Source organism: Kribbella sp. NPDC050820, assembly GCF_040653975.1.
Classification (GTDB): domain Bacteria; phylum Actinomycetota; class Actinomycetes; order Propionibacteriales; family Kribbellaceae; genus Kribbella.
The window spans coordinates 44,497-61,224 of sequence record NZ_JBFAHB010000024.1; the positions used below are offsets into that span (position 1 = coordinate 44,497).

A 16,728-nucleotide genomic window follows, 5' to 3' on the forward strand; every position below is an offset into this window, starting at 1 on the left:
CCCCTTGGGCTACACGTTGAAGCGGAATTCGACTACGTCGCCGTCCTGCATGGTGTAGTCCTTGCCTTCCATGCGGACTTTGCCGGCGGAGCGGGCGGCGGTCATGGTGCCGGCTTCGACGAGGTCGTCGTACGAGACGATCTCGGCCTTGATGAAGCCGCGCTGGAAGTCGGTGTGGATGACGCCGGCGGCCTCGGGGGCGGTGGCGCCACGCTTGATGGTCCAGGCGCGGGCTTCCTTCGGGCCGGCGGTGAGGTACGTCTGCAGGCCGAGCGTCTCGAAACCGACCCGCGCCAGCACGTCCAGCCCCGGCTCGTCGATGCCCATCTCGGCGAGCATCTCGCGAGCCTCGTCCTCGTCGCCGAGCTCGACCAGCTCCGCCTCGAACTTCGCGTCCAGGAAGATCGCCTCGGCCGGCGCGACCAGGTCCCGCATCTGCTGCTTCAGCGGCTCGTCCGCGAGCTCGTCGGCGTCGCAGTTGAAGACGTACAGGTACGGCTTGGCCGTCATCAGCATCAGCTCGCGGATCGCGTCCCGGTCCACGTCGCTGGCGATGATCGGCGTCCCGGCCTCGAGGTGCTTCTGCGCGGCCCGGACCGCCTCCAGCACGACGGCGCTCTCCTTCTTCAGCCGGGCTTCCTTCTCCAGCCGCGGGATCGCCTTCTCGACGGTCTGCAGGTCGGCCAGGATCAGCTCGGTCTGGATGGTGGAGATGTCGTCGGCCGGCGACACCTTGCCGTCGACGTGGGTGACGTCGTCGTCGCGGAACACCCGGGTGACCTGGCAGATCGCGTCCGACTCGCGAATGTGGCTGAGGAACTTGTTGCCCAGGCCCTCGCCCTCGGACGCGCCGCGGACGATCCCGGCGATGTCGACGAACTGCACCGTGGCGGGAATCACCTTCGCGGAGCTGAACAGCTCGGCCAGCTTGCCCAGCCGCGCATCCGGCACACCGACCACGCCGACGTTCGGCTCGATCGTCGCGAACGGGTAGTTCGCCGCGAGCACGTCGTTCTTGGTCAGTGCGTTGAACAGGGTGGACTTGCCCGCGTTGGGGAGCCCGACGATTCCGATGGTGAGTGCCACGGGCGTCAAGGGTACGCGGCCAACCCCGCCGCACCCCAATCCGCGGCCCGCCGGTCAGATCAGGAACGCCTCGAGCTCCGCGCCGTACCAGCGGCTGGTCCGGCCCAGCGACCGCATGCCCAGGCGCTGGCAGACCGCCAGGGAGGCGGCGTTGTCGGGGCGGACCACCGCGTAGATCACGTCCAGGCCGCCCTTGAACCCGTGCGTGATCGCGCCGCGGGCCGCCTCCGTCGCCAGGCCGCGGCCCCAGGCGTCGGGGTGGAAGTGCCAGCCCACCTCGACCTCGCCCTTGTGCTCGGTCCCGTCGGACGGATCGGGCAGCGGGACGAGCAGCACGGTCCCCGCGACCGTGGCCGTCGAGCGCTCCTCCACCGCCCAGACGCCATACACCCGGTCCTGGTTGCGGTCGTTCCAGCGCGCGATCGCCTGGGCGGCGGCGTCGCGGGCCGTCATCACTCGGGGCTCGGCGCCGAGCCAGCGCGAGACCTCCCAGCGCCGGTAGATGTCGAACACGCGGTCCTCGTCGGTGTCCACCCAGTCGCGCACCACGAGCCGTTCCGTCTCGTAGACCACCTTCGGATCCATCCGGCACCTCCCGCATCCCTTGCCGATCATGTATCCGTCCGAACCAGCCGAGAGCAAGCGACGTCTCCAGTCTGTGACCAGTTGGGGAGATCGCGCCGCCTTTCGACCACGCTTCGTGACCGGATGCCTGCAATTTCTGCGTTTCGGCTGGCTGGAGGCGGTCTCCTGCCTCTTCCCGGTCTGCCTGTTCGCCGGCCTCGCCGTGTCCAAGTACGTCGACCTGATCCCCCGGTACGACGCTCTGCTCATCTACTGCGTCGGCCTGACACTGCTGTTCTGGGTGGTCGGGCTGGAGACGTGGCGCGAGGTCGCGGTGATCTTCGGGTTCCACCTGGTCGGGCTCGGGCTGGAGCTGTTCAAGGTGCAGGTCGGGTCGTGGCAGTACCCGGGTGAGGCGTTCACCAAGATCGGTGGCGTGCCGCTGTTCGCCGGGTTCATGTACGCCGCGGTCGGCAGCTACATCTGCCAGGCCTGGCGGCGGCTCGACCTGCGCGTGAGCGGTTACCGGCCGGTGCTGACCACCGTCCTCGCGGTGCTGATCTACGCGAACTTCTTCACTCATCACTGGATCGTCGACCTCCGGATCCCGATCGCGATCGGGCTGCTCGTGGTGCTGCGTCGTACCTGGGTCTTCTACTCGGTCGGCGTACGGCGGTACCGCATGCCGCTCGCGGTCTCGTTCGGGCTGATCGGGTTCTTCCTGTGGGTCGCGGAGAACTTCGGGACCTTCCTGGACGCGTGGAACTACCCGGACCAGGTCGACGTCTGGCGGCTCGTGCATCCGGCGAAGTTCGGCGCGTGGGCGCTGCTGGTGAGCATGAGCTTCGTCCTGGTCGCGAGTGTGAAGTCGCTGGAGGGCAGGCTCTACCACCGCGGCGCATCGGCCACCGTCGCGACTCCGCGGGCGACCGACGTCAACGCAGCTGAGATCTCACCGCAACACGAGAACGCCAACCAGACCAGGTGACCGGGCGTCTTCTCAGGTGTCCGGCACAGCGGCTCGAAGCCGCGCTGTGAGGGCTCCTCAGGAGGAGCGACCGGGGTACATCCGCCTGATCTGCAAGGGGTGCGTCATGTCGCGCAGGTTCGCCACGTTCGTCGCCACCGGTACGGCGCTGGCCGTTCTCGTCGTCGGTGCTCTGGTCGCCATTGCCCTGGGCAAAGGCCAGCCGCCCAAGCCCGCCGTCGCGTCGACCTCCTCGTCGACAACACCGTCTGCGACACCGACGAAGACACCCAACGTGAACGCGCCCGTCTCGCCGCACAAGCCGGTGCCGAACCCGACCGCTGCGCTTGCCGCAGGCAACAAGAAGGTGCTCTTCCTGACCTTCGACGACGGTCCGGACCCGGTCTGGACACCGAAGATCCTGCAGGTGCTGGCCAAGCACGGCGCCAACGCGACGTTCTTCGAGCTCGGCAGCATGCAGGCGGCCCACCCGGGACTGCGTGAGCAAGTGCTTGCCGCTGGCAACACGATCGGCAGCCACTCGATCACCCATCCGCAGCTGACCGCGATGTCCGCCACCAAACGGCACCACGAGATCTTCGACGGACCCCACTCGACCTGCTTCCGCCCGCCGTACGGCGCCACGAACGCGAAGGTCCGCGCCGACATCAAGGCGGCCGGGATGGTGCAGGTGCTCTGGGACGTCGATCCGCGCGACTGGGCCCGGCCGGGCACGCAGGCGATCGTCCACAACGTCCTGACGCACGCCCACCGGGGCAACATCGTCCTGATGCACGACGGCGGCGGGGACCGCTCGCAGACAGTTGCCGCTCTCGACACGATGCTCCCCCTCCTGAAGGCGCAGGGCTACTCGTTCCCCGCGATGGACTGCTGACGTCGAGTCTTGCTCGCGGATCCGGAACGCACCCGGCACTGAGCACGCATTCTTTCGGCATTCTTCCGGCACTCTGCGGGAGTTGGGCGGAAACTGTCGGCGGCGTTCGGCACTATCTGTCACATGACCGGTACGACGGTGTTGTTGATGCTGCTGTTCCTCCTCGTGGGGTTGCTCCTCGGGGCTGTGTTCGGCGTGCTCTGGGTGCGCGGGCGGGACGGCGCCCTGCTCGCGCGGGTGACGGCCGAGCGGGATGCCGCTGAGGATCGCGTCGTCGATTTGACCCAGGAGAGGACGACGGTCGGCCAGCAGATGGGCGGCCAGGCCGTGGTGAAAGAGGCGCTGGATCGCCTGCACGCGCAGCTGAATCAACTGGAGCAAGGACGCGCGGCCTGGCAGAGCCAGCTTCATCAACAGGTCAACGAGGTGCGGATGAGCGGCGAGGCGCTCCGCCGGGAAACGGCCTCCTTGTCGACGGCGCTTCGAAAACCGCAGGTGCGGGGGCGCTGGGGTGAGTTGCATCTTCGCCGTACGGTCGAGCTGGCCGGCATGGTCGCGCACTGCGACTTCACCGAGCAGACGACGACCGTCGGCGAGGACGGGCTGCTGCGGCCGGACCTCGTGGTGAGACTTGCCGAGGGCAAGAATCTGGTCGTCGATTCGAAGGTGCCGCTGGCCGCATTCCTCGAGGCGGCCGAGTCGGACGACGCCTCCTTCCGAGAGGACCGGTTGCGGGCGCATGCCCGGCACTTGCGCACGCATGTGGATCAGCTCGCGTCTAAGGCGTACTGGACGCGACTGTCGCCATCGCCGGAGTTCGTCATCCTGTTCGTGCCCGGCGAGTCGTTCCTGTCCGCGGCGCTCGACGTCGAGCCGAGCCTGCTCGAGTACGGCGCTGAGCGGCGGGTGATCCTGGCGACGCCGACCACGCTGATCGCCACCTTGCGCGCGGCGGCGTACGCGTGGAACCAGTCGGCGCTGACCGAGTCCGCGCAGCAGGTGTTCGAGCTCGGCCGCGAGTTGTACGAGCGGCTCAGCACGATGGGCGACCACCTGAGCCGGGTCGGCCGGTCGCTGACGTCTGCGGTGGAGGCGTACAACGGCACGGTCGGGTCGTTCGAGCGCCGGGTCTTCATCACCGCGCGAAAGCTCCGGGACCTGCACGTCACCGAGGCCGAGCTCACCGCGATGGAGTCGATCGAGGCCTCCGTCCGCCCGCTGACCGCTCCGGAGTTCCTGGCGCTGGAGGACCCCGACCCGATGCGGAAGTGGCCTCCGACCCAGGCCGGCTGACCATTCCCAAGCCGGCTGACCATTCGCGCCTGTCGGAAAGCCGACAGCGGCGGGCCATTGACAGCGATGGTGGCGGCACGAAACGGTGAGAGCGCTCTCACACGCCCCCTGTGAGGAGGAACAGTGCGCATCAAACTCCATCTGCTGGCGATCGCCGTGGCCGCGGCGAGCATTGCCGGCGTTCTGACCGCCACGAACGACAGTCCGGCGGCGGCCGTTCCGGCGACCATCCCGCTGAAGATCACCAACAACTCGGGCCGCGCGGATCCGGTCTACGTCTACAACCTCGGCACCAACCTGGCTACTGGACAGCAAGGCTGGGCCGATGCTGCGGGCAACTTCCACGCGTGGCCGGCCGGCGGCAACCCGCCGACGCCCGCGCCGGACGCCTCGATCGCCGGACCGGCAAACGGGCAGTCGCTCACCATCCGGATGCCGAAGTTCTCCGGCCGGGTGTACTTCTCCTACGGCCAGAAGCTCGTCTTCAAGCTCACGACGGGCGGCCTGGTGCAGCCCGCCGTACAGAACCCGAGCGACCCGAACCGCAACATCCTGTTCAACTGGTCCGAGTACACGCTGAACGACGCGGGTCTGTGGATCAACAGCACTCAGGTCGACATGTTCTCCGCGCCGTACGCCGTCGGCGTGCAACTCGCCAACGGGACCGACAAGTACACCGGCCACCTGAAACCCGGCGGCTACAACGGTGTCCTCAACGCGCTCCGCGGGCAGCCCGGCGGCTGGGCCAACCTGGTCCAGACATCACCGGACGGCAGCGTCCTACGCGCACTGTCCCCGCTGTACGGCGTCGAGACCGGCGCGCTCCCGGCGAACGCGATGGATGACTACGTGAACCGGGTCTGGTCCAAGTACAGCTCGGAGACGCTGACGGTCACGCCGTTCAGCGACCAGCCGAGCATCAAGTACTTCGGCCGTGTCTCCGGCAACGCCATGAACTTCAGCAACAGCTCGGGCGCGGTCGTCACGTCGTTCCAGAAACCTGACTCGGCCAGCATCTTCGGCTGCTTCAAGTTGCTCGACGCACCGAACGACCAGGTCCGCGGCCCGATCTCCCGCACCCTGTGCGCCGGCTACACCCGTTCCACGCTGCTGACGAACCCGAACCAGCCCGACCCGAACAACGCCGGCTTCTACCTCGACGGCGTCACGAACCACTACGCCCGCCACATCCACGCCCAGATGGCCGACGGGAAGGCCTACGCGTTCGCCTTCGACGACGTCGGCGCCCACGAGTCCCTCGTGCACGACGGCAACCCGCAGCAGGCCTACCTCACCCTCGATCCCTTCAACTGAAGGACCGCCCCGGACCACCGCACCGCACCCGGCAGCCCCGGTCGCGGTGCGGTGGTCTGTCGTGAGGTCTTGACGAATCGAATGGTTAGTGGCAACTTACCGTTCGTGGGGACTTACGGAATGGTCGGCGCCGTGCTGGATGCCCTGGGGGATCCGACGCGGCGGGCGATCCTGGAGACGCTGCGGCAGGGTGGGCCGAGCTCGGTCGGCGGGTTGGCCGAGCGGGTGCCGGTCAGCCGGCCGGCGATCTCCCAGCATCTGAAAGTGCTCGGGGCAGTGGGCCTGGTGAGTCACGAGTCGCGGGGCACGCGGAACATCTACCGCATCGACCGGACCGGCCTGGACGAGCTGCGCGGCTGGCTCGACCAGTTCTGGGGCGACGCCCTCGAGGCGTACGCGGATCACATCCGCCGGACCGAGGGACGGCGTACCGAGGAGGAGACATGAACATCCAGCAGGAGCTCGCGCCGTTGGTGAAGAAGGTCGTGGTGCCGGTCGGGCCGGAGCGGGCGTTCGAGGTGTTCACGGCCGAGATGTCACAGTGGTGGCCGTTGCTGACGCACTCGATCGCGGAGGACAAGGCCCGCGGGGTGCGACTGGAGGGCGCCGTCGGCGGGCGGATCGTCGAGTACGGCGACGACGGCGAGATCGGCTCGTGGGGCACGGTGTCGGACTGGGACCCGCCCAAGTCGGTCAGCTTCACCTGGCACCCCGGGTCCGACCCACAGCAGGCCGGCCACGTGACCGTCACCTTCACCGCAGTTGCCGACGGCACCGAGGTGGTCCTGACCCACACCGGTTGGGAGCGCCGGCCGGACGGCGTACGCGCCCGCGCGGGCTACGACACCGGCTGGGATCGCGTCCTCAGCCTGTACGCCGCCGGCGCCCGCTAATGCTGGATCAGGCCGCCGACTGGGACGGGCGGGACGTGACCGGTCGGCGGGTTGGTCTGAGACAGCGCCAGACCAACGTCGACCAGGGATGAACGGCGGAGCGCGGGGACTTCGTGGAGTGGCGTCCAGGCGGACTCGGGGGTTTCGCCGTTCGGCTCCGGACGGAGGTCGCCGCCGGTGATTCGGACCTGGTAGTAAATGCCGATGTTCTGGTGCTCGATGCCGGCACGGGCCTCAGCTGAGGGGATCACCCGCGAGTCGACCCCCAGCAGGCGCTCCACGACGGCGGTGAGGCCGGTCTCCTCGGCGACCTCCCGGATCACGGTGTCGAACGGGTCCTCCGCGTGCTCGACCCGGCCACCTGGCAGCGTCCAGTTCTCCGACCTGTAGTGGGCGAGCAGCACCCGGCCGTCCACGATGCAGACCGCGTACGCCGCGAGGCGGAAGCTTCCTTGCGAGCTCATCGGATCATCCTGGCCCACGCGATGGTCGACGTGGAAAGGGGTTACGGCCGATAGTGGGCGGATGACGAAAGCTCCGGTGAATGCTCGCGGATTGGAGGCTGCGCTGCGGCCTCATGGGGAGTCGGTGATGTTGCCGCAGGAGGCGTACACGGACCCCGACGTACTCGCGTGGGAGCGGCGGCACTTCTTCGCCGGGAGCTGGACCTGTCTCGGGCGAGTGGACGAGTTGTCGGCAGGTACGACGCAGCGGGCGCTGACCGTGGGCGACGTCGGGGTGGTGCTGACGTTCGGCGATCGGCCGCGGGCATTCGCCAACACCTGCAGGCATCGCGGGCATGAGCTGCTGCCCTGCGACGAGTCGAGCGATCGGCGGGCGGTGGTCTGCCCGTACCACGGGTGGTCGTACGAGCTCGACGGCGCGGTGAAGGCTGCGCCGCGGATGGGCGAGACGTTCGACGCGGCGCCGTACAAGCTCGTCGAGTTGCCGGCTGAGGTGTGGCACGGGTGGCTGTTCGTGAACGCGACGGGTACGGCGGGCCCGTTCGCCGAGCACCTCGGCGGGATCACCGAGCTGGTCGCGCCGTATCGGCCCGAGGCCCTGGAGCTCAAGGCGCGGCATCGGTACGACGTCGCGTCCAACTGGAAGACGATCGTCGAGAACTACCACGAGTGCTACCACTGCCCGCTCATCCACCCCGAGCTGTGCAAGGTGTCGCCGCCGACGTCGGGCGACAACTGGAACCTGCCGGGCGCGTGGGTCGGCGGCCTGATGGACCTGCGACCGGATGCCGAGACGATGTCGCTCGACGGGCGGTCGCGCGGGGTGCCGCTGCCCGGAGTGGATCCGCGGCGGGTGAACTACCTCGGGCTGTTCCCGAACCTGCTGATCTCGCTGCATCCCGACTACGTGATGACGCACCGGCTCAAGCCGCGCGCGCCCGGGGTGACTGCAATCGAGTGTTCCTGGTACTTCCCGGCCGAGGTGACGGACCCGTCGTACGCCGTGGAGTTCTGGGACGTCACCAACCGCGAGGACTGGGCTGCGTGCGAGTCCGTGCAGCGCGGGGCGGAGTCGCCGCACTTCCGGCCCGGCCCGCTCGCGCCCGCCGAGGACTCCGTCCACGAGTGGGTGACGATGATCGCCCGGGGGTACCTGGGGAAGCCGCTCAGCACCTGACATTCTTTCTCGCGCAACCGCTCAACCTTTGCTCCCCGCCGGGGCATCTCAGGTCTGACCGAGTTGCGCTAGATAGGGGTTGGGATGGATCCAGGACGGGACTGCGAGTTCGCCGAGTTCGTGGACGGGCGGTTCACCGCGTTGCAGCGGTTCGGGTACTTGCTGACCGGGGAGTGGCATCTGGCCGAGGATCTGGTGCAGACCTCGCTGACCAAGGTGTGGTTCCACCGAAGCTCGTTGCGCAGCGGCAACGCGTTGGAGAGTTACACCCGGACGGTGATGGTGAACACCAGCACCCAGTGGTGGCGGCGGAAGTGGCGGGGCGAGACACCGACCGAGCAGCTGCCCGAGTCGCAGGGCCGGGAGGAGTACGGCGCAGTCGACGACCGCGACCTGTTGTTGCGGGCACTCGCGACACTCCCCCGCCGTACCCGGGCGACGCTGGTGCTGCGGTACTTCGAGGACCTGCCGGAAGCCGAGATCGCCCAGATCATGGGCTGCTCGGTCGGCACCGTGAAGTCCAACGTCTCCCGCGGGCTCGCCAAGCTCCGCGAACACGCACTGATCACCGCACTTCCCACCCCGGTCCAGAAGGAGGGCTGACCATGACCGACGATCTCAAGCACAAGTTCGAGCAACTCGTCGCCGATCCGCCACCGCCGAGCGGGGTGCCGAGCGAGAGCGTGTTCGCCCGGGTCCGTTCGGTACGGCGTCGCCGTACCGCCGGCGTGGTGACACTGGCCGCGGCCGCCGTGGTCGCCGTCACCGTTGCCGCCGGCAACCTCACCGACATCAACAGCAGCCCGCCGGTGGCCAACACCCCGAGCGCGCCGGCCACGGTGGTCGCGACGACGCCGACAATCGTCAACACACCGAAGCCGTTCCAATCGAGGACAGTGGGTCCCTCGGGAACTCCCAAACCTGGGAGCGGTGTCACCACGGGAGCCAAAGCCACCGGAACCAGGACCACGACGACCCCGCCTGCCGCGCCGCCGACCAGTGTCGACGTCAAGCTGGACCCGACCATCAACGGCCGGACTGTCACCATCAATGTCACGGTGTCCGGGACGGTGATCAGGCCGATCACTTCGGAGGGACAGCAACTGCCCGCCGACACGTCGTTCCTCAACCTGTCCGGCGGCACGAACTACACGTGGGGCGACGGCCAGCTCCCGGGCGGGTCGGACGGCGGTGCGGTGACGTGCGAGAACGCGAAGAAGCGGACCACCGGCCGCGAGACCTACCGGATCGACACCCACACCTACACGAAGCCGGGCACCTACACCTTCCGCTACACGGTGGGGTACTGCGGCAACGACGGGCCGTTCGACACCAGCAAGACCATCAAGCTGGTGATCAAATAGTCCAGGCGTGGTCCGAGGTGCCGGTGGTCGGCAGGCCGGCCGCCTTGAGGTCACTGCGGAGCTCGCGAGGCAGGGCGAACGTCAGGCTCTCCTCGGCCGTGGTGACCTCCTGGACCTCGGCGTACCCGCGCTCGGCCAGCCAGCGCAGGACGTCGCGGACCAGCACCTCGGGCACGCTCGCGCCGCTGCTGACTCCGACCGAGTCGACACCCTCCAGCCAGGCCTCGTCGATCTCGGCGGCGTAGTCGACCAGGTGGCCGGCCTTCGCGCCGTGCTCGAGGGCGACCTCGACCAGGCGCACCGAGTTCGAGGAGTTGCGGGAGCCGACCACGATCATCAGGTCGGCCTCCGCGGCCAGTTTCTTGACCGCGGCCTGGCGGTTCTGGGTCGCGTAGCAGATGTCGTCACTGGGCGGGTCCTGCAGCTTCGGGAACCGCTCGCGGAGCCGCCGTACGGTCTCCATCGTCTCGTCGACGGACAGCGTGGTCTGGGACAGCCAGACCACCTTCTCGGGGTCGCGGACCGTCACGTTCGGCACGTCGCCCGGGCCGTCGACGAGGTGGACGTGGTCCGGCGCCTCGCCGCTGGTGCCGATGACCTCCTCGTGGCCCTCGTGGCCGATCAGCAGGATGTCGTAGTCGGTGGCGGCGAACCGCTTGGCCTCGTGGTGGACCTTGGTCACCAGCGGGCAGGTCGCGTCGATCGTCTTCAGCTGCCGCGCGGCCGCCTCCTGGTGGACCACCGGGGCGACGCCGTGCGCGGAGAAGATCACCGTCTCGCCCTCGGGCACCTCGTCGGTCTCGTCGACGAAGATCGCGCCGCGCGCCTGCAGGGTCTGCACGACGTGCTTGTTGTGCACGATCTCCTTGCGCACGTAGACCGGCGGCCCGTACAGGTCGAGGGCCTTCTCCACGGCCACCACCGCCCGGTCCACCCCGGCGCAGTACCCACGCGGCGCAGCGAGCAGCACCCGCTTGGTCTTCACCGCGGTCGTGGAAGTGTTCTCAGGCTGGGCAGTCACGCCCCCATGGTACGGGCCGGATCACGCAGCACCCGAGTCGCCCGGTTTTGTGACCAGCATCACCGCGCTCGCGTCGAGGAGCCGTCCGCCCTGTCCGGACGGCTCCCCCCGGGAGGTGTTTCCAGCACCTCAATGGTGCGGGTGTTTTCCCTTCCCCGCAAAGGAATTTCCGTACTCCCGAAGGGCCCTGAAGTCGGATCGGGTAAGCCCGGTTCGCGCGTCCACACGGTGCACCACCCCACGCCCGCCGAGCCTCGCCTGATCCTCCGCCCCCACCTCGTCATCCACCCAGACGAACGGGCGGTCGCCCACCCACCCAGCGACGTACGGCGTCTTCCACGACCCCCGCCGTACCGGCCTCCGATCCGGCCACTGGATCACCGGCAAGCGCGGGAGCCCGAGCCGCGGGGCCAGCAAACGGTTCGCGCCGTGCTCCCACGAGGTCGCCCAGACCAGCTCGAACACCTCCGCGAGCGCGTTGAGCTCCACGCCGTGCTGCGGATTCAGCAGCACCACCCACGACCTGTCCCCCTCGACGATCTCGTGTCGCTCGTAGCCGGCCGGAATCCCCTGCGCACGATGCGGATTCAGGGGTCCGTCGAAGTCGAGGAGTAGGAGGGGGTGCATGTCAGGCCTGATGGTAGGTGAGTACGGCGACGCCGGTTGTGCAGCGTCTCCGGGTACTTGGTGAAACCACTCCAGACAGAGCACTATGCACGAAGTGGTTTACCAAGGGAGAAGCTGATGCGGACCAATCCGGAACGGCGGACCGCGCTGGTGGACGCGGCGATCGAGGTGCTCGCGGCCGAGGGCGCGCGCGGCCTGACCTTCCGATCCATCGACCTGGCGGCGAACGTGCCGAACGGGACGACGTCGAACTACTTCGCCAACCGTGACGACCTGCTGCTGCAGGCCGGGATGCGGGTCCACGACCGGCTCGGCGCCGATCCGGAGCATCTGGACCAGCCGCCGTCGACCGAGTCCCTGACCGCGCTGCTCCATCTCCTGCAGGAGCGGCTGACCAAGGACCGGGCCGGTTACCTGGCGCTCCTCGAGCTCCGCCTCGAGGCCACGCGCCGGCCCGCACTCCAGGAGGCGCTGGCCAAGCGGGTCCGGGAGAACCTGGACGAGAACATCCACTTGCACCGCGAGCACGGCCTGCCTGGCGACCCGCTCCTGCTGTACCTGACCGTCGGCGGCTACATGCTGGAGCAGCTGACGCTGCCCGGCGTACTCCCGGACGGCCTGCTCGAAAAGGTGATCCGGCAACTGGCCGCGCCCGGCTGAGAGATTGTCGGCGCGGGGCCGTAGGGTCTGGACGTGGCTTTGGAGACCTCGCCGGATGCGCCTGCAGCCGTTCGCACGATCGCGAACGGTATTGCCAGCTGGATCAACCAGCTCGGCGCGGTGTGGGTCGAGGGGCAGCTGACCGACGTGTCGATCGGGCGTGGGACGACCACGGTGTTCGGCACGTTGCGCGACACCGACGCGGACATCTCGCTGCGGTTCACCTGCAACCGCCGGGTGTTCGAGGCGGTCGACCCGCCCGTCACCGACGGCTCCCGCGTGGTGGTGAACGCGAAACCCAACTTCTTCGCCCGCCGCGGCACGCTCGCGCTCGCGGTCAACGAGATCCGGCACGTCGGGATCGGCGAGCTGCTGGCCCGGATCGAGCGGCTGAAGCAACTCCTTGCCGCGGAAGGCTTGTTCGCGTCGTACCGGAAGAAGGCGTTGCCGTTCCTGCCGCACACGATCGGGCTGATCTGCGGTCGTGACTCCGCGGCCGAGCGGGACGTGCTGGAGAACGCGAAGCGCCGGTGGCCGGCGGTGGCGTTCCGGGTGGAGTACGCGTCGGTGCAGGGGCCTGCGGCGGCGGGTGAGGTGATGACGGCGCTGCGGAAGCTCGACGGAGACGAGTCGGTCGAGGTGATCGTGATCGCGCGCGGCGGCGGATCACTGGAGGATCTGCTGCCGTTCTCGGACGAGGGCCTGATCCGCGCGGTGTCCCAGGCGCGGACGCCGGTGGTCAGTGCGATTGGCCACGAGCCGGACTCGCCCTTGCTTGACCTGGTCGCGGATCTGCGCGCGTCGACACCGACGGATGCGGCGAAGCGGATCGTTCCGGATGTGCGCGAGGAGCTGGATGGCGTGCGGCTGCTGCGGGAGCGCGGTCTGCGGGCGATCACGGGCTGGCTGCAGCGGGAGATGCATGCGCTCGCGGCGATTCGGAGCCGGCCGTCGCTCGCGGCACCGGTGACCGACCTGCAGCGGCGGTCCGACGAGATCACGGCCCTGGTGGAGCGGAACCGTCGTACCTTGACCCATCGGCTGGATCGGGCGAGTGACGACATCACGCACCGGCTGGCGAGCGTGCGGGCGCTCAGCCCGAAGGCGACGCTGGAGCGGGGGTACTCCGTGCTGCAGCTGGCAGACGGGACCGCCGTACGGGAAGTGGCGCAGGTGGCTGCCGGCGATCTGCTGCAGGCACGCGTCAGCGACGGCCGATTCGCTGTCGAAGTCAAGTCCGAGGAGAACACGTGAGCGGAGACCGACCGGAGATTTCCTACGAGCAGGCCCGCGAGGAGCTGGTCGAGGTGGTCCGCAAACTCGAAGCCGGCGGCACCACCCTCGAGGAGTCCCTCGCCCTCTGGGAACGCGGCGAAGAACTGGCCGCCACCTGCCAGCACTGGCTCGACGGCGCCCGCGAACGCCTCGCCAAAGCCCAAGCCACCCACGAGGAAAAGTCCGACTGACCTTCAGGCTCAGCCCTTGACGGCTCCGTGGGTGAAGCCGGTGATGAAGCGTTCCAGGAAGAGGTTGAAGACGAGGGCGATGGGGACCGCGACCAGGACGGTGGCGGCCTGGAGGGACTGCCAGAAGAAGACGTCGCCGCGGACCAGCGCGGTCGGGACGCCGGTGCTGATCGGCTTCTCGCCGGACGGAGACACGAAGGCCAGCGCGTAGATGAACTCGCTCGCGGTCAGCGTGAACGCGAAGACCACCACCGCCACCACGCCGGGGAACACCAGCGGTACGACGGTACGCACGAAGGCGCCGAGCCGGCTGTAGCCGTCGACCATCGCCTGTTCCTCGATGTCCTTCGGGATCGACCGCAGGAAGCCCATCAGGAGCCAGACAGAGACCGGGATCGTGATGGTCGGGTAGACGAGCACGAGTGACCACGTGCGGTCCTGCAGCCCGGCGGCCACCACCACCCGCGACAGCGACAGGAACAGCAGCGTCGGTGGAACCAGGTAGACGAAGAAGATCGCGATGGCCATCGGTCCCGACCACGGGCGGTCCAGCCGGGCCAGACTGTACGCCGCCGGGAGACTGAGACCGAGCGTGATCGCGGTGACCAGCAGACCGACCCAGACCGTGTTCCACACGAACGTCGGGAACTCCGTGCTGTTGAACAGGTAGTCGACGTGCTCACTGGTCGGCGTCAGGTTGAACAGGAACGGGTTGTTGGTCCGCCGGTAGAGGTCGCGGTTCTCCTTGAACGCGGTGATTCCGGCCCAGATGAACGGCCCGGCAGCGCCGAGCGCGGCCAGGATCGCCAGCAGGTACACGGCGATCCGGGACGCCACGTGACGCCGGCGCGCCTGCCGCCGCAACTGCTCGATCTCGGCTGCCTTCACGAGACGTCCATCCGCCGTACCGCCCGGAGAATCGCGATCGCGGCTGCCAGCAGCAACGGGAACAGGAACAACGCGATCGCCGCGCCCTGGCCGACGTCGCCACCCTCGATCCCGCGGAAGAACGCCCAGCTCGCCAGCACCTGGGTGGAGTTGGTCGGGCCGCCCCGAGTCAGCACGTAGACGACGGCCATGTCGGTGAAGGTCAGGATCGCCCCGAACAGCGCCGCCACCGCGATGATCGGCAGCGTCAGCGGGACGGTGATCTCGAGCATCCGCCGCCAGAAGCCGGCGCCGTCCACCGCCGCGGCCTCCTGGACGTCCTTCGGGATGGCCACCAGCCCGGCCATCATGATCACCGCGGCGAGCGGGACCAGCCGCCAGACGTGCACCAGGATGACCGACCCGATCGCGAGGTTCGGCTTGCCGAGCCAGTACATGTTGGCGTCGATCACGCCGAACTCGCGCAGTACCCAGTCGATCGGCGAGAACACCGAGTCCAGCAGCCACAACCACGCGATCGTGGATAGCGCGACCGGCGTGGTCCAGGGCAGCAGGACCAGGAACCGGACCACCCACTTGCCGTGGAAGTCGGCGACCAGGATGTTCGCCAGAATCTTGCCGAGAACAACGATCAGCACCATCGAGACGACCGTGAACACGATGGTGTTGCGCAGTGATCGCCAGAAGACCGGGTCGTCGAAGACGTTCTGGTAGTTCCCCAGCCCGGCCCAGTCGAAGCTCGGGTCCCCGGCCGTGACGTCGCTGAAGCTGAACGCGATCGCGAGGAAGAACGGGACCGCCACCAACGCGACGATGTAGCCGACCGACGGCAGCAGGAACACCCAGGCGAGCAGCCCCTCGCGGTCGGCGAACCGTCGCCGCACTCCCAGATCGACCGGCGGTGAGACCTCGGGTCGCACCTCGGCCGGCTGACTGGGTGGGCGTGGTGGGAGGAGGGCGGGATCGGTCATGACCCGGTCCGCACCGATACGGGCTCGGTCCGCTGGCCGCTGTCCGCGTCGAAGAACCGCAACCGCTCGGCGTGTACGGCGAACTCGTGCTCCTCACCCGGCTCGACCGGAGCCGTCACGGTCGCCGGCAGCCGCGCGATCACCCGCGTCTCCGCCCCCAGCCCGCGGACGACGCCGTACAGGTGCCGGTCTCCGGACAGGTGCTCCACCCGGTCGACCTGGAACGGCACCAGCAGCCGGTCGTCACCGTGCACCAGCGACGCCGGCAGCAGATGTTCGGGCCGGAAGCCGACGAGTACGCCGTCTCGTGGCACGAGGTTCATCGGCGGCGACCCGAGGAAGGTGGCGACGAAGGTGTCCGCGGGCTCGTCGTACACCTCGACCGGTGGACCGAGCTGCCGAATCCGGCCGGCGTACATGACCGCGATCCGGTCGCCCAGGCCCATCGCCTCGACCTGGTCGTGGGTCACGTAGATCGTGGTGGTCCGGACCCGGCGCTGGAACCGCTTGAGCTCGTCGCGCGCGCTCGCCCGCAGCTTCGCATCCAGGTTGGACAGCGGCTCGTCGAGCAGGAACACGCTGGGCTCGCGGACCAGCGCCCGGGCCAGCGCGACCCGCTGCCGCTCGCCGCCGGACAGTTGCCGAGGCCGCCGGTCGAGCAGGGACCCGATTCCGAGCAACTCGGCCGCCCACTGGGTCTTGCCCGCCCATTCCGCCTTGTCGATCCCTTGTGCCTTGAGCGGGAACACGATGTTGGCGCGCACCGTCTTGTGTGGGTACAACGCGTAGCTCTGGAAGACCATTGCGACCCGGCGGGCCCGCGGCGGCAACTCGTTCACGACGTGCCCGTCGATCCGGACCTCACCGTCGGTCGGTCGCTCGAGGCCCGCGATCGTCCGCAGCAGCGTGGTCTTCCCACAGCCCGAGGGGCCGAGCAGCACGAGGTACTCCCCCTCGGCCGTCGCGAGGTCGACCCCGTCGACTGCGTCGACCCGGCCATGTGCGCCGCGACGGCGGGCCCGGCCGCCGTCGAACACCTTGCGCAGGTTGCGGACTTCGACGACAGCCACTCGACCTC

The 16,728-nt window shown here is 68.7% G+C and carries 20 protein-coding genes; 12 read left to right on the top strand and 8 right to left on the bottom strand.

The window, feature by feature from the left end; all coding sequences use genetic code 11:
• Positions 1-9: 9 nt before the first annotated feature.
• Complete coding sequence (ychF, locus tag AB0H36_RS21590; RefSeq protein ID WP_360525935.1) at positions 10-1,086, bottom strand: redox-regulated ATPase YchF; 1,077 nt, start codon at positions 1,084-1,086, stop codon at positions 10-12.
• A 54-nt stretch (positions 1,087-1,140) separates the two neighbouring features.
• Positions 1,141-1,671, bottom strand: coding sequence for a GNAT family N-acetyltransferase (locus AB0H36_RS21595; protein ID WP_360525938.1), 531 nt, complete (start codon positions 1,669-1,671; stop codon positions 1,141-1,143).
• A gap of 115 nt (positions 1,672-1,786) precedes the next feature.
• On the opposite strand from AB0H36_RS21595, the gene AB0H36_RS21600 reads away from it, so the two are divergent.
• From AB0H36_RS21600 to AB0H36_RS21625, 6 genes are all read left to right on the top strand, one after another.
• The gene (locus AB0H36_RS21600; RefSeq protein ID WP_360525940.1) at positions 1,787-2,638 is read left to right on the top strand and encodes a DUF817 domain-containing protein; all 852 of its coding nucleotides are present in this window, start codon (positions 1,787-1,789) and stop codon (positions 2,636-2,638) included.
• Positions 2,639-2,744: 106 nt separating this feature from the next.
• Positions 2,745-3,512 (top strand): polysaccharide deacetylase family protein, encoded by a 768-nt coding sequence (locus tag AB0H36_RS21605; RefSeq protein WP_360525943.1) that lies wholly within the window; start codon positions 2,745-2,747, stop codon positions 3,510-3,512.
• Between the two features lie 123 nt (positions 3,513-3,635).
• Positions 3,636-4,805 (top strand): DNA recombination protein RmuC, encoded by a 1,170-nt coding sequence (locus AB0H36_RS21610; RefSeq protein WP_360525946.1) that lies wholly within the window; start codon positions 3,636-3,638, stop codon positions 4,803-4,805.
• A 123-nt stretch (positions 4,806-4,928) separates the two neighbouring features.
• A complete protein-coding gene (locus AB0H36_RS21615) occupies positions 4,929-6,119 on the top strand; it encodes a glycoside hydrolase family 64 protein (protein WP_360525949.1) in 1,191 nt (396 codons plus the stop codon).
• A gap of 105 nt (positions 6,120-6,224) precedes the next feature.
• Positions 6,225-6,566, top strand: coding sequence for a metalloregulator ArsR/SmtB family transcription factor (locus AB0H36_RS21620; RefSeq protein ID WP_360525952.1), 342 nt, complete (start codon positions 6,225-6,227; stop codon positions 6,564-6,566).
• Positions 6,563-7,012: an SRPBCC domain-containing protein gene (locus AB0H36_RS21625; protein ID WP_360525955.1), complete on the top strand. Its 450-nt coding sequence runs from the start codon at positions 6,563-6,565 to the stop codon at positions 7,010-7,012. Before AB0H36_RS21620 ends, AB0H36_RS21625 begins: the two co-directional genes overlap by 4 nt.
• Here AB0H36_RS21625 and AB0H36_RS21630 read toward each other — a convergent pair.
• On the bottom strand, positions 7,009-7,476 hold the full coding sequence (locus AB0H36_RS21630; protein ID WP_360525958.1) for an NUDIX domain-containing protein: 468 nt from the start codon (positions 7,474-7,476) through the stop codon (positions 7,009-7,011). The two genes, AB0H36_RS21625 and AB0H36_RS21630, sit on opposite strands and share 4 nt — an antisense overlap.
• Before the next feature lie 61 nt (positions 7,477-7,537).
• On the opposite strand from AB0H36_RS21630, the gene AB0H36_RS21635 reads away from it, so the two are divergent.
• The 3 genes from AB0H36_RS21635 (at position 7,538) to AB0H36_RS21645 (ending at position 10,017) form a co-directional block, all read left to right on the top strand.
• Positions 7,538-8,653: an aromatic ring-hydroxylating dioxygenase subunit alpha gene (locus AB0H36_RS21635; RefSeq protein ID WP_360525961.1), complete on the top strand. Its 1,116-nt coding sequence runs from the start codon at positions 7,538-7,540 to the stop codon at positions 8,651-8,653.
• An 84-nt stretch (positions 8,654-8,737) separates the two neighbouring features.
• Positions 8,738-9,256 (top strand): SigE family RNA polymerase sigma factor, encoded by a 519-nt coding sequence (locus tag AB0H36_RS21640; RefSeq protein WP_360525964.1) that lies wholly within the window; start codon positions 8,738-8,740, stop codon positions 9,254-9,256.
• Between the two features lie 2 nt (positions 9,257-9,258).
• Positions 9,259-10,017 carry a hypothetical protein gene (locus AB0H36_RS21645; RefSeq protein WP_360525967.1) on the top strand — a complete coding sequence of 253 codons (759 nt, stop codon included), beginning with the start codon at positions 9,259-9,261 and terminating at the stop codon, positions 10,015-10,017.
• Here the strand turns inward: AB0H36_RS21645 and AB0H36_RS21650 are convergent.
• Together AB0H36_RS21650 and AB0H36_RS21655 are read right to left on the bottom strand one after the other, a co-directional pair.
• The gene (locus AB0H36_RS21650) at positions 10,010-11,038 is read right to left on the bottom strand and encodes a 4-hydroxy-3-methylbut-2-enyl diphosphate reductase (RefSeq protein WP_360525970.1); all 1,029 of its coding nucleotides are present in this window, start codon (positions 11,036-11,038) and stop codon (positions 10,010-10,012) included. The two genes, AB0H36_RS21645 and AB0H36_RS21650, sit on opposite strands and share 8 nt — an antisense overlap.
• Positions 11,039-11,167: 129 nt before the next feature.
• Positions 11,168-11,665, bottom strand: coding sequence for an HAD domain-containing protein (locus AB0H36_RS21655; protein ID WP_360525974.1), 498 nt, complete (start codon positions 11,663-11,665; stop codon positions 11,168-11,170).
• 117 nt (positions 11,666-11,782) lie between these two features.
• Between AB0H36_RS21655 and AB0H36_RS21660 the strand changes: the two genes are divergently transcribed.
• The 3 genes from AB0H36_RS21660 to AB0H36_RS21670 are packed head-to-tail and all read left to right on the top strand — an operon-like array spanning position 11,783 to position 13,791.
• Positions 11,783-12,325 (top strand): TetR family transcriptional regulator, encoded by a 543-nt coding sequence (locus AB0H36_RS21660; RefSeq protein ID WP_360525977.1) that lies wholly within the window; start codon positions 11,783-11,785, stop codon positions 12,323-12,325.
• 33 nt (positions 12,326-12,358) lie between these two features.
• The gene (gene xseA, locus AB0H36_RS21665) at positions 12,359-13,579 is read left to right on the top strand and encodes an exodeoxyribonuclease VII large subunit (RefSeq protein WP_360525980.1); all 1,221 of its coding nucleotides are present in this window, start codon (positions 12,359-12,361) and stop codon (positions 13,577-13,579) included.
• Positions 13,576-13,791 carry an exodeoxyribonuclease VII small subunit gene (locus AB0H36_RS21670; protein WP_360525983.1) on the top strand — a complete coding sequence of 72 codons (216 nt, stop codon included), beginning with the start codon at positions 13,576-13,578 and terminating at the stop codon, positions 13,789-13,791. Before xseA ends, AB0H36_RS21670 begins: the two co-directional genes overlap by 4 nt.
• Positions 13,792-13,800: 9 nt before the next feature.
• Here AB0H36_RS21670 and AB0H36_RS21675 read toward each other — a convergent pair whose 3' ends face one another.
• Genes AB0H36_RS21675 through AB0H36_RS21685 form a run of 3 tightly spaced genes read right to left on the bottom strand, consistent with a single transcriptional unit; the run spans position 13,801 to position 16,720 of the window.
• The gene (locus AB0H36_RS21675) at positions 13,801-14,679 is read right to left on the bottom strand and encodes a carbohydrate ABC transporter permease (protein ID WP_360525986.1); all 879 of its coding nucleotides are present in this window, start codon (positions 14,677-14,679) and stop codon (positions 13,801-13,803) included.
• Entirely contained in the window at positions 14,676-15,650 is a 975-nt protein-coding gene (locus tag AB0H36_RS21680; protein ID WP_360525989.1) for a sugar ABC transporter permease, read from the bottom strand. The genes AB0H36_RS21675 and AB0H36_RS21680 overlap by 4 nt, the downstream gene beginning before the upstream one ends.
• On the bottom strand, positions 15,647-16,720 hold the full coding sequence (locus AB0H36_RS21685; protein WP_360525992.1) for an ABC transporter ATP-binding protein: 1,074 nt from the start codon (positions 16,718-16,720) through the stop codon (positions 15,647-15,649). Before AB0H36_RS21685 ends, AB0H36_RS21680 begins: the two co-directional genes overlap by 4 nt.
• Positions 16,721-16,728: the final 8 nt, after the last annotated feature.

Bases quoted from the DNA above. Each gene is read 5' to 3' on its own strand.
- AB0H36_RS21640 (WP_360525964.1), top strand. From the start codon at position 8,738: ATGGATCCAGGACGGGACTGCGAGTTCGCCGAGTTCGTGGACGGGCGG.
- AB0H36_RS21680 (WP_360525989.1), bottom strand. From the start codon at position 15,650: ATGACCGATCCCGCCCTCCTCCCACCACGCCCACCCAGTCAGCCGGCC.
- AB0H36_RS21625 (WP_360525955.1), top strand. From the start codon at position 6,563: ATGAACATCCAGCAGGAGCTCGCGCCGTTGGTGAAGAAGGTCGTGGTG.
- AB0H36_RS21645 (WP_360525967.1), top strand. From the start codon at position 9,259: ATGACCGACGATCTCAAGCACAAGTTCGAGCAACTCGTCGCCGATCCG.
- AB0H36_RS21595 (WP_360525938.1), bottom strand. From the start codon at position 1,671: ATGGATCCGAAGGTGGTCTACGAGACGGAACGGCTCGTGGTGCGCGAC.
- AB0H36_RS21610 (WP_360525946.1), top strand. From the start codon at position 3,636: ATGACCGGTACGACGGTGTTGTTGATGCTGCTGTTCCTCCTCGTGGGG.
- AB0H36_RS21605 (WP_360525943.1), top strand. From the start codon at position 2,745: ATGTCGCGCAGGTTCGCCACGTTCGTCGCCACCGGTACGGCGCTGGCC.
- AB0H36_RS21630 (WP_360525958.1), bottom strand. From the start codon at position 7,476: ATGAGCTCGCAAGGAAGCTTCCGCCTCGCGGCGTACGCGGTCTGCATC.
- AB0H36_RS21655 (WP_360525974.1), bottom strand. From the start codon at position 11,665: ATGCACCCCCTCCTACTCCTCGACTTCGACGGACCCCTGAATCCGCAT.
- AB0H36_RS21635 (WP_360525961.1), top strand. From the start codon at position 7,538: ATGACGAAAGCTCCGGTGAATGCTCGCGGATTGGAGGCTGCGCTGCGG.
- AB0H36_RS21660 (WP_360525977.1), top strand. From the start codon at position 11,783: ATGCGGACCAATCCGGAACGGCGGACCGCGCTGGTGGACGCGGCGATC.